Raw genomic sequence first — 12696 nt, 5'->3', positions numbered from 1 at the left:
TATTGACGTGTTTACTGTTCAGTTTTCAATGTCCCTGTGCCCTCTCGTCGAGTGCTCATCTATAATACCATCTATCCCTTGCCTTTGCAAGTCTTTTTTTTACTTTTTTTCTTTTTTTTGTTTTTTGATGGTTTAATCATTACTTTTTTCTTAGAAAATAAACGTCTTTTCCTTTAAAACATTCAATTTTCTTATTTATAGTATAAATTTACTTACAAATTTCCTGACTATCTAAAATAATTGTTACTGGTCCATCATTAATAAGCGAAACTTTCATATCAGCCCCAAATACACCTGTCTGCAACTCAATCCCATGTTCTTTAATCTTTTCATTAAAGTAATCATACAATGGTATAGCATATTCAGGTTTTGCAGCATGAATAAAACTAGGTCTTCTTCCCTTTTTACAATCCGCATACAATGTAAACTGAGAAATAGATAAAATACTCCCATGAACATCTTGCAAAGATAGATTCATTTTCCCATTTTCATCTTCAAAAACGCGTAAGCCAATCATCTTATCAACAATCTTATCGACAATTTCTTTTGTATCATCTTGACAAAAACCTACCAAAACCATAAATCCTTTTTGTATTTGTCCATATACACTCCCATCAATTGTAACACTGCTTTCTTTAACTCTTTGAACGACAACTTTCATTATATCCTCCATTTTCCTGTATCTCCATTAATGAGATACAAACCCTATAATCAAAACCTAATTTTGCATTAATTCAAATCAATTGAGTACATTTCTCTATAAAATATTTTTAGTATCAATATTCACAACAAATTTCATTTTCGCATTTTTCACCTATCCTTATACCTTGAAAAATGCTATAATCATTATATCAAAATCATAGAAAAAGGAAAGATTTTATGGCAACAACTTTAGCACATCGTATGCGTCCAACATCTTTAAAAGATGTTCTTGGTCAAAAACATATAGTCGGAGAAAATGCTTTATTTTCTCAATTTGTTAAAAAGAAACATCCTATGTCGACTATTCTTTATGGTCCACCTGGATGCGGAAAGACAACAATTGCATCAGCTCTAGCTAACGATTTAAATATTCCATATCGCCTTTTTAATGCTTCCACTGGAAACAAAAAAGAAATGGATATAATCATTGAAGAAGCAAAACTTTCCGGTGAACTCTTTGTCATTATTGATGAAGTTCATCGTCTTAATAAAGATAAACAAGATCACCTTTTACCCCATATTGAAAATGGATTACTTATTATTGCTGGATGTACAACAGCAAATCCATATCATTCTATCAATCCTGCCATTCGTTCGCGTTGTCAGATAGTAGAAGTTAAACCTTTAAGTCAAGACGATATTATTCTTGGATTAAACCGTGCTTTAACTGCAGAAAATGGTTTGAATAATGCATATCAAGTTGAAGATGGTGTCTTATCATATATTGCTCAATTAAGTAGTGGTGATATTCGTTATGCTTATAACTGCTTAGAAATCAGCACCATTCTTTCTGAGGATTCACTTATTACTTTAGATACTGTTCAAAAATCTTTATTTAAGGCTAATGCTCAATTTGATAAAGATGAAGATCAATATTATGATACATTAAGTGGTTTACAAAAATCTATACGTGGTAGTGACCCTAATGGTGCAATGTACTATCTAGGAAAATTAATAGAAGCTGGTGACATAGAATCTTTAGAAAGAAGAGTTATTACAACAGCATATGAGGATATAGGTTTAGCTAATCCAAATGCCTGCATGCGTACCGTCATCGCTTTTCAGGCAGCTAAAGTTATTGGCTTCCCTGAAGCACGCATTCCTATCGCAAGCGCTATTATTGATTTATGCCTATCACCAAAATCGAAGTCATCTGAAGCGGCTATTGATGCTGCTTTAGCATCTTTAGCTAAACATCCTTATCCAGCACCAAACTATTTACGATTAACACCTGTAGGACTTGAAGAAGATGAAAAATATAACTATAATCGTCCCGAACTTTGGGAATATATTCAATATCTTCCTGATCCAATCAAAAAAGAACAATTTTATATTCCATGGATGACAAGTTCTTATGAAAAAGCACTTGCTGAAAACTATCGTCGTATACTTAAACATGGACGTACCAATCAAATAAAAGAACTAAATAAAAAACAAAAATAATATAAAAAAAGTCTATTTTTAAAATACTACAATATAAGAATAGACTTTTTAATATTTTTATAACTCCCATAGATGTCGTGGATAAACGCCATCTATTTTCATTTTTGCAATAGCATTTTTGACAATAGCTTTATCAGCCTGGTAAGTCATTCCATACCATTGACAAGGTGTTTTTAAAACTTTAAGCTTGACTATTTTATCTTCCAACAAATCATTTACAACTTCAGGTAAAAAATATTCACATTGAAGAGGATTTGAATTTAAATTCTGTTTTAAAAAACATGACATTCTTTCAACAATTTCTCTTATAATGTCCTGATGAAAACCCCACAGGTTCATAGACACAATTGTTCCATTTTTTAAAGAGTGCCATGACCCATCTTCATGATATAAAATTTCATTTCCATCCGATCTGATTTGTGTACGTTCTGTAATATGATTAACGAATCCATATTCATTAACTTCACAAATCCCTCTAGCTACACTTCCGTTTTCAGATAAAGTTTTTTCAATACAATATCCAACCATCGCTATTTCTTTGGTTGAATATTGACAATATTGAGATAAATAATCATAAATCATCCCAAATGACTCTACTCCATAATAATCATCTGCATTAATAACTGCAAAAGGGCCTTCAATAAAATGTCGACAACAATATACTGCATGTGCTGTTCCCCATGGCTTCACTCTATTTTCAGGAACGCAATATGAAATTGGAATATCAGCAAGATCCTGATAAACGTAATAAACATTCATTATTTTTTCTATACGATATCCTATTGCCTCTTTAAAAACCTGTTCATTTTCCTTTCTAATAACGAATATTACAGTTTCAAATCCAGCTCTTTTTGCATCAAAAAGTGAATAATCTATGATGGTATATCCATCCTGATCAATTGCATCAATTTGTTTCAAACCACCATAACGGCTCCCCATTCCTGCAGCCATAACAATTAAAATTGGTTTTTTCATATTATTTTCCCTCATCGAATTTAAAAATAATTGTTAGATATTTTCAATAAATACTTCTTTAATTTCTTTAATAACTTCTTGAATCGTATGATCAAAACAATCTAAATCCACATCATACCAGTGAACAGGAAATTGGTTTCTAAACCATGTATATTGCCTTTTGGCATATTGTCGTGAATGTTTTTTGATATTTTCATACACTTCCTCACGACTAATCAATTGATCAAAATAATCAAACCATTCTTTATATCCAATAGCTTTCATACTTTGATTTTCCCTTGTCAATCCGGTTTGATATAATTGATAAACTTCCTGTTCTAATCCTTGTTGCTTCATAGATTCAACACGTTGATTAATTCTTTCATATAGGCATTCTCTTTCCATAGTCAAGCCAACAAAATAGGCATCATATAAACAAATATGTTGTTGAGCATCAATAATTTCACTTTTTCTTTGACCAGTCTGCTCATATATTTCAATAGCACGTAAAACACGTTGACGATTATGTGGATGAAGCTCCAAAGCACTCTTAGGATCTATTGATTTTAAATATTCATAGAGTTCTTCGTGACTATAATGATCATATTTTTTTCTAAAGAATTCATGATGGTCTTCTGTATCATTAAAAGTATAATCATATAAGGCCGCTTTAATATAAAGACCAGTCCCCCCAACAATAATAGGCATTTTTCCTCTTTGGACAATTTCATCAATCGTTTTTCTAACCTGAGTTTGAAAATCTTTCACACTATAATAAGCATCCGGCTCTAACATATCAATACAATGATGAACAATTCCCTGCATTTCTTCATGAGTCACTTTAGCCGTACCAATATCCATTCCTTTATAGATTTGCATGGAATCTCCACTAATCACTTCACCATTGAAATATTTTGCTAAAGCAACTCCCATTCTTGTTTTTCCTACACCTGTTGGTCCTACAACAACAATCACTTTATTCATTGATTTTACCAATTCCCAGTAAACTATATAAAATAGAGATGATAACCGATATAATAATTGTGAGACCAAAAGAAGGAATATAAAAATCTGGAGCCAAAATCATTTCAGCTATTTCTAATACAAAACCATTAATAATCAACTGAAACAATCCTAAAGTTAATAATGTGATAGGAAAAGCTATAAAAGTTAATAGAGGTTTAATAAACGTATTTAACAAAGCTAAAACAATAGCAATCAAACAAGCAACACCAAAGTTTTTCACATACACTTCTGGAAATAGATATGTTGTAAGCATAATAACAGCACCACCTAAAAGAAATTCTAAGACTAAACGAAAAATACTTTTACGCATTAAACCACCCTCTTAAATAATTTTTCTAATTCATAACTACTGTAAAAAATAATTGTTGGTCTACCATGTGGACAAACATATGGATTATCACATCGCATAAGATTATCAAAAATAGTCTGCATATCCGCTTGTGATAAATACGTATTTGCTTTTAATGATGCTTTGCAGCTAAGTGTTGCAATCGCATGATCTTGCAAGGCAACAACATCTAAATGATTTTTATGCAAAACTTCTTGAATCATTTCATCTACAAATACATTCTCATCAATTTTTTTCATCCACAGTGGTAAACTTCTTACAATATAACCATGTTGCCCAAATACTTCTAAATGAATACCTACTTTTTCTAGCATCTCTTTTCTTTCTTCTAAAATAAGAAATTCACTCATTGGATATTCAAATTGTAATGGAACAATCAATGGTTGCATTGTCAAATCAAGATTGGCAAATTTATCTTTATAATATTCATAATTAATTCTTTCCTGAGCAGCATGCTGATCAACCAGATACATTCCTTTTTCATTTTCACCAATCAAATAAGTTCCATGAATCTGTACTTTCGCATATATTTTTTCCTTTATAGGTTTTATTTTTTCTTCCTTCATCATAGGTTGTGGATTTTCAGGTATGATAACATCCTGTTGCACCTCTTGACTTTGATATGCCAAAACAGGTTCTTCAACACTATGATTGTCTTTTGAAACAGTTGACTGAGTCCATAAAGGTGTTTCTTGAATTGGCGGTTCTTCTGAAATTGGCAATGTCATTTGATCTAATTGTGGTTTGAAAGTTTCTCGTTCTGTTTGCTTATTTTTAGCTTCATATGTTAAATCGACCTGTCTCAATGTTTCACTGACACCATTATAAATTAAATCTCTTAATTCATATTCTTTAGAAAAACGAACTTCTAATTTAGACGGATGAACATTGACATCAACCAAATAAGGATCAACTTCAATATTGACAACAGCAATAGGGTAACGATTATCAGCCAAATAAGAACGATAGGCATTATTAATAGCATCTATACTCATGATATTTTTAACATAGCGATGATTAACCAAAGTAATAATATTAGCTTTAGATGCACGTGATGTATCTATTTTACTGATATATCCATCTATTTGAAATTCATCAGTCTGCAGATGCAATGGCAACATATTTTTAGCTGTTGCAATTCCATACATATTAGCAATGACCTCTAAGAGCTGTCCTTTTCCATTCGTTTGAAAAATAGCCTTATCATTATGATAAAGATGAAAAGCTATTTTAGGATAAGCCAATGCCATACGTTCTACATATTGATGAATAGCCGCAAATTCACTATTAACAGATTTTAAATATTTTAATCTGGCAGGAACATTTTGAAAGAGTTTCGTAACAGTGATTTGTGTCCCTTTAGGCAAGTCGCAAACTTCCTCTTGCTGATACTTACCAAATTCATAAACAATAGATGTTCCCTGCAAGCCCGTTGAAGTTCTTAAATCAAAGCGACTGACTGAGGCGATAGAAGGAATAGCTTCTCCTCTAAAACCTAATGTCATAATATTGAATAAATCTCGATCATCCTTAATTTTACTTGTCGCATGCCTAGAAAAACACAAACGTGCATCCACTGCTTCCATGCCTTCTCCGTTATCACAAACTTTTATTTTTTGCATACCACCATCTTCAATGAATATATCAATTTTTGAAGCACCGGCATCAATACTATTTTCAACCAGTTCTTTGACGACACTTGATGGTCTTTCTACAACTTCCCCAGCCGCAATTTTATTAGAAAGAATATCATCTAATTGTCTGATTTTCCCCATTTTCTCACCTCACTATAATAATTTTTTTAATTCAATTAATGTACTTAAAGCATCTAATGGAGATAATGACATTGGATCAATACGTTCTAAAGCTTTTTCCACTGCACTTTCTTTTGTAATCATTTGAGGTTCTTGTTTTTCACTAATAACTTTTTCAATATTATTATTTTCTAAAGATTCTAAAATCACTTGAGAGCGTTGGATAACTTCTTCTGGTAACTTCGCTAATTGAGCAACATTAATACCATAAGAGCGATGACTTTTCCCTGGTTTAATCTTATAAAGGAAAACAATATGATCATCTTCTATTGAAGCACTGGCATGTACATTTTGAATATGGAAAGATGCATCCATCATTGTCAGTTCATGATAATGTGTTGAAAACAGAGTTATACACTGTATAGATGTTGCAATGTATTCAATAATGGATTGGGCAATGGCCATACCATCAAAAGTTGCTGTCCCACGACCAATTTCATCAAAAATAATTAATGAATCTTTGGTTGCATAACGTAAAGCATTATTTGCTTCAAGCATTTCTACCATGAAAGTTGATTGTCCAGAAATCAAATCATCACTAGCACCAATACGGGTAAAAATTTGATCAAAGATAGGCATATTCGCTTCATCTGCTGGAACAAAAGAACCAATTTGTGCCATAATCACACTTAATGCAATTTGTCGCATATACGTAGATTTACCACCCATATTAGGTCCTGTAATCAATAGAATAGATTGATCTTCAGGAATATGAATATCATTAGGTACATAATTTTGTCGAGAGATAACTTGTTCTATCACTGCATGTCTGCCATTGACAATATTTAAAGTATGATTTTGATTAAAAGTCGGTCTGACATATCCATATGCACTTGCTTTTGAGGCCAAGGATTGATAGACATCAATTTGTGCAATTACTGCGGCAACATCTTGAATCAAATGGACATCTTTTTTAATATATTCTCGCATTTGTACAAAAATTTCATATTCTAGCGCAACAATTTTATCATTAGCACTTAAAATCTTAGCTTCCATTTCTTTAAGCTCTGGTGTCACAAAACGTTCAGCATTAGAAATACTTTGTTTACGTGTATATTCAAACTCATCTTTAATCATTGGTAAATAACTTTTTGTGACTTCAATATAATAACCAAAAACACGATTATAACCTATTTTTAAGCCTTTGATGCCTGTTTTTTCTCTTTCTTTAGCTTCAAATTCACTTAACCATTGTTTTCCATTTTCACGAATATATCTCAATTCATCTAATTCCTGATTATAACCTGAGCGAATCAATCCACCTTCTTTTAATGTCAATGGAGGATTATCAATAATGGCCTCATCGATGGTCTGGGTTAAATGTGATAAATCTATGAGTTGATTCGCCAATTCATGCGTATAAGGATGATCTAATGATAAAAGCTGATGCTTCAATTCTGGGATCACCTTTAAAGAAGAAGCAATCCATTTTAAATCTCTGGCGTTAACATTTCCAAAAGCAATACGTCCAGCTAATTTTTCCAAATCATATACATCATTAATAATATCTTTAATAGTTTCACGTTCAATGAAATTATCAATTAATATTTCAATGATATCCATACGTTTTTCAATTTTTTCCTGATTAACCAATGGTCTTTCAATCCACTGTCTTAATAAACGACCACCCATTGCTGATTTTGTATCATCTAATAACCATTGCAAAGTCCCATAACTTTCATTATTTAAATTCTTTATTAATTCTAATGACTTCTTTGTATAAGAATCCATATAAATATAATCTTCAGTTTTTACTTCCTGAATTTTTTGTATATGTTCTAACTCTCTTTTTTGAGTATCCAACATATAATTTAATAATAAAGAACATATTTTGGTTTGTTTTAGATCAGTTATTGAATCAAAGATTTTTTTATAGTTTTCATTAAATTTATCATTATCAAAATGTGAAATAAATAAACCCTCCATTGTCCAATCATCTTGAACAACAATTTCTTTCAACCCTAAAGAATCAATATAGTTTTTAAGAACATGTTCCTTTTTATCAATATTGACAACATAGAATTCACCTGTTGAAATATCGCAATAAGCCAAAGTATAGTTAAAATCAAAAATACCTAAAGCCCCAATATAATTATTTCTTTTTTCATTTAAAGACGTATCCATAATCGTTCCAGGAGTAATAATTTGAACAACGCCACGTTTGACAATACCTTTTTTTCCAGGTTCAGATAATTGTTCTACAATTGCTACTTTATGTCCTAAATCAATAAGTTTTTGAATATAGCCACTGACTGAGTGAAAAGGAACTCCACACATAGGAACTCTTTCTTTAACCCCAGCATTTTTTCCAGTCAAAGCTAAATCCAATGCTTTAGATACAACAATAGCATCATCAAAAAACATTTCATAGAAATCACCTAAACGAAACATCACTATAGCATCTTGATTTTGTTCTTTAATTTCCAAGTATTGCATCATCATTGGTGAATATTTTTGCTTCATAATATTCCTGGTATATTATAATTGACTCATTTATCAGTCATTAAAATATACCTTCTCCTTTCTATCAACTTTATTAATACGTAGTTGATGACGTTTAGGTTTATATGTAAAATTGAAATATGTGTTTGTGGATTTGTATTTTTCCGTGTGGCTTTGACTACTTCAAGGAGGTTTGGACCACTCACTTATTCCTCAATAACGATGAGTTAGATGAGTCTTTGAATTCGCATTTTGAACCAGGTTTTATGGTCTAAGTGTTGTGGGTACCACATCACATGAAATTTATTTGAAAGGATGGTTTTTATGAAATTAGTTGGTATTGATATTGGAGAGCACAAGCATTTCGTCAGCATCGTTGACAAGTTGACTGGTGAAATTATTCTTCAGCCTGTCGCTTTCTCTAATAATGCTCAGGGTTTTGAATTCCTTATCTCTCAGATCGCTCTCTATCCTGTTGATAGCGTTCTTATCGGTATGGAAGATACTGGTCATTATCATTTCGCTTTATTGCGCTTTCTTTTACAGAAGAACTACAACGTCGCTTTGATCAATCCTAAAACTACCGATCTCAATCGTAGAATGGATGGTGGCATCACTAAAAACGATAAACTTGATACTCTTAATATATGCGATATATTAAGCTCAAATAAACTCAAGAAACCTTATCGTTTGACGTCTTCTAAGAAATTTGACCTTTATGAACAGAAGCAGCTGACTAGGTTGCATCATTCCCTCAAGGAACAGATCAATGTTCTTTCCAATCGTCTGCAGAAATGCATAGATCTTGTTTTTCCTGAATATAACTCACTTTTTAAATCCAAGTACGGAAAAGTCTATATGTCTATTCTTAAACAGTTCGGCAGTGCAAAGGCTATTGCACAGGCTGACATCAGAACATTACGCAAATGCTTTGATATTACCGGCAGAGGCAATCGCATTTCTCTGACTGCTGAAAAGCTGAAGGAAAGTGCAAAAACATCTGTTGGCATCTCTTCATTGGCTGATGAGATGCAGATCAAGCATTTGATGGCTCATATCGAACTGCTTAATGATCAGCTCAAAGAAATAGATAAAAAAATAGAAGAGTTTTCCACTGACTTAAACTCTCCTATCATCTCCGTACCAGGAATTTCGCATTTCTCTGGTACATCAATTCTAGCAGAATATGGAGATATTTTCAACTATTCTAAGCCTTCAAAGATAATAAAGGCAGCGGGTGTCGCCCCATTTCACTACGAATCAAGTCAGTACGAAGCCAAGCATAGTGCCATAACCAAGCAGGGATCGGGCTATTTAAGAAAGACGTTATATCAGGTCATTGTGCCAGTCATCAGGTTCAACAAGGTCTTCAAGGATTACTACGACCTTAAACGCTCACAGGGAAAAAGTCATCGCTGTGCGCAGGGACATTGCATCAGGAAGCTGTTGAGAGTTATCTATCATCTGGTAACGACAAATCAGCAGTTTGATGCATCGTTACTGAGATAGAAATAGAATGAAACCGTATTCAAAAAATGTCTATTCCATAGGCTATTTTCGTCATGCCCAAAAACACAAATCATATTCACATTTCAAAGATCTTACATATTGATTAGCTACCATAATCAAATCATTTAACATTTTCAAACTTTTTCATCAAATGACTTGAATTTTATATAGTTAGCTCCTTTATAACTTCCACATTATAGCATATTTTGTAAAATAAAGAAAAGATTCCATACAAAAAAAAGATGCAAAAAGCATCTTCCTATACTAGCCTTTAATAAAATGCGGATTGATTTCAATATCTTCTAAATCATCCCAAATTTCTTCTTCATCTTTCACTTCTACTTTAATACATGTTTCTCCACTAATTTCAATTTGCATTTCTTTTTCAATTTCAATTGTCACTTCTTTTGATGCATGCGTAGCCGATAAACATTTTGGTTTTTCTAAACATCTCCCTTTGACCTGATCACTATTTTCAAATTCACGATCTTCCTTTTTAGTAACCTGCATGTCGTCAATATAAGTGACCTGATGTTTTTCTACAATTGAATCCATTTCATCATGATAACTGTACCAAATGTGAATATCAAAAGTACCAACAATTTTAGGAATCTTATTTTTAATAGCGGCTTCATAGTGATGATTAGTAATCCAGCACCCCAGTATATCATCAGGTAAATGACTCAAAGTAAAATTGTAAGTATTCCTAGATAATTTTTTGCCTTTAGCCACAATCGCTTTTGTATAGATCTCTCTAATATTATGACTCATAAACCCACCTCTATATACTATATGATAAATCTCCTTAATTACCACAATTTTTTAATATATTCATCAAATATTAACCAGTGAGTTCGTGAATTCCCTTAATCAATAATCATAAACATGATAAAAAAAAGATACTTCAAATGAAGTATCTTATTGATTATGTGATGGTGTTGAATCTTTCAACACAACATCATGTGCTCCACCTTCAACAATACTTGTTGAAGAAACAAGAGTGATTTTGGCTTTTTCCTGTAATTCAGGAATTGTTAAAGCACCACAGTTACACATAGTTGATTTAATTTTGGCAAGTGTTAAACCAACATTATCTTTTAATGGACCTGCATATGGTACATAAGAATCAACACCTTCTTCAAATGAAAGTTTAGCATCTCCACCTAAATCATAACGTTGCCAGTTACGTGCACGAGCGCTACCTTCACCCCAGTATTCTTTCATATACTGTCCATTGATATTGACTTTATTTGTAGGTGATTCATCAAAACGAGAGAAATATCTTCCTAACATGATAAAATCAGATCCCATTGCTAAAGCTAATGTCATATGATAGTCATGAACAATTCCACCATCACTACAGATAGGAACATAAATTCCAGTTTCTTTAAAATATTCATCTCTAGCTTTAGCAACTTCAATAGTTGCAGTTGCTTGCCCTCTACCAATTCCTTTTTGTTCACGTGTAATACAAATAGAACCTCCACCGATTCCAACTTTAACGAAATCAGCACCACATTCAGCTAAAAATCTAAATCCTTCAGCATCAACAACATTTCCAGCACCAACTTTTACACTATCACCATAATGTTCTCTGATCCATTCAATTGTTAATTTTTGCCATTCACTGAATCCTTCACTAGAATCAATACATAATACATCTGCTCCAGCTTCTACTAACGCAGGAACACGTGTTGCATAATCTCTTGTATTGATACCTGCACCAACAACATATCTCTTAGATGCATCTAATAATTCATTAGGATTAGATTTTCTTGATTCATAATCTTTTCTAAATACAAAATATTCTAATTTCTGATTATCATCAATAATTGGTAAAGCATTCAACTTATTATCCCAGATAATATCATTAGCTTCTTTCAATGAAACACCACTTTTAGCAGTAATCAATTTATCAAATGGTGTCATAAACTCAGATACTTTTGTATCTAAAGACATACGTGAAATACGATAATCTCTTCCTGTTACAATTCCAACTAATTTTCCATTTTGTGTTCCATCTTCAGTCACAGCCATAGTTGAATGTCCAGTTTTTTCTTTTAACGCAATAACATCCTTTAAAGTCTGATCAGGAGCAATATTTGAATCACTTGGAACAAATCCAGCTTTATAATTTTTCACTTTTCTAACCATTTCAGCCTGTGCTTCAACAGTTTGTGATCCATAAATAAATGAAACTCCACCTTCTCTTGCTAAAGCAATAGCCATTGTATCATTAGATACAGATTGCATGATTGCTGATACAAGTGGGATATTTAACGATAATGCAGGTTCTTCACCTTTTTTAAATTTAACTAATGGTGTTTTTAAACTGACATTTTTTGGTTGACACTGAGCACTTGAGTATCCTGGTACCAATAAATATTCATTAAAAGTATGTGATGGTTCTTCAAAAAAATATGCCATAATCTCTCTCCTTTTTCTTATATTGTCATT

The 12696-nt window shown here is 32.2% G+C and carries 10 protein-coding genes; 2 read left to right on the top strand and 8 right to left on the bottom strand.

What is annotated here, in order from left to right; genetic code table 11:
* Positions 1–208 precede the first annotated feature (208 nt).
* A complete protein-coding gene (gene dtd, locus ACESR5_RS10140; protein ID WP_087244220.1) occupies positions 209–661 on the bottom strand; it encodes a D-aminoacyl-tRNA deacylase in 453 nt (150 codons plus the stop codon).
* Positions 662–879: 218 nt separating this feature from the next.
* Between dtd and ACESR5_RS10135 the strand changes: the two genes are divergently transcribed.
* The gene (locus ACESR5_RS10135) at positions 880–2145 is read left to right on the top strand and encodes a replication-associated recombination protein A (RefSeq protein ID WP_373155446.1); all 1266 of its coding nucleotides are present in this window, start codon (positions 880–882) and stop codon (positions 2143–2145) included.
* 57 nt (positions 2146–2202) lie between these two features.
* On the opposite strand, the gene ACESR5_RS10130 is transcribed toward ACESR5_RS10135, so the two are convergent.
* From ACESR5_RS10130 to mutS, 5 genes are read right to left on the bottom strand one after another with little or no spacing between them, the layout of a single operon-like run.
* A complete protein-coding gene (locus ACESR5_RS10130) occupies positions 2203–3120 on the bottom strand; it encodes an NDP-sugar synthase (protein ID WP_373155443.1) in 918 nt (305 codons plus the stop codon).
* A gap of 33 nt (positions 3121–3153) precedes the next feature.
* On the bottom strand, positions 3154–4083 hold the full coding sequence (gene miaA, locus ACESR5_RS10125; protein ID WP_373155440.1) for a tRNA (adenosine(37)-N6)-dimethylallyltransferase MiaA: 930 nt from the start codon (positions 4081–4083) through the stop codon (positions 3154–3156).
* Positions 4076–4435 carry a phage holin family protein gene (locus tag ACESR5_RS10120; protein ID WP_087244209.1) on the bottom strand — a complete coding sequence of 120 codons (360 nt, stop codon included), beginning with the start codon at positions 4433–4435 and terminating at the stop codon, positions 4076–4078. Before ACESR5_RS10120 ends, miaA begins: the two co-directional genes overlap by 8 nt.
* The gene (mutL, locus tag ACESR5_RS10115; RefSeq protein ID WP_289527680.1) at positions 4435–6249 is read right to left on the bottom strand and encodes a DNA mismatch repair endonuclease MutL; all 1815 of its coding nucleotides are present in this window, start codon (positions 6247–6249) and stop codon (positions 4435–4437) included. Before mutL ends, ACESR5_RS10120 begins: the two co-directional genes overlap by 1 nt.
* Before the next feature lie 12 nt (positions 6250–6261).
* Positions 6262–8751: a DNA mismatch repair protein MutS gene (gene mutS, locus ACESR5_RS10110; RefSeq protein WP_373155437.1), complete on the bottom strand. Its 2490-nt coding sequence runs from the start codon at positions 8749–8751 to the stop codon at positions 6262–6264.
* 303 nt (positions 8752–9054) lie between these two features.
* Here mutS and ACESR5_RS10105 point away from each other — a divergent pair, with 303 nt between their 5' ends.
* Positions 9055–10239, top strand: a complete 1185-nt coding sequence (locus ACESR5_RS10105; RefSeq protein WP_373155434.1) for an IS110 family transposase — start codon at positions 9055–9057, stop codon at positions 10237–10239.
* 264 nt (positions 10240–10503) lie between these two features.
* Here ACESR5_RS10105 and cotE read toward each other — a convergent pair whose 3' ends face one another.
* Positions 10504–11010, bottom strand: coding sequence for an outer spore coat protein CotE (gene cotE, locus ACESR5_RS10100; protein WP_087244206.1), 507 nt, complete (start codon positions 11008–11010; stop codon positions 10504–10506).
* A 147-nt stretch (positions 11011–11157) separates the two neighbouring features.
* A complete protein-coding gene (locus tag ACESR5_RS10095) occupies positions 11158–12666 on the bottom strand; it encodes an IMP dehydrogenase (RefSeq protein WP_087244205.1) in 1509 nt (502 codons plus the stop codon).
* Between the last annotated feature and the right edge of the window lie 30 nt (positions 12667–12696).

The organism is Clostridium sp. AUH-JLR23 (assembly GCF_964238065.1).
Lineage (GTDB): Bacteria > Bacillota_I > Bacilli_A > Erysipelotrichales > Coprobacillaceae > Allocoprobacillus > Allocoprobacillus merdigallinarum.
Note: the sequence above shows the minus strand (reverse complement) of the source record. Positions and strands in the feature narration are given on the sequence as shown.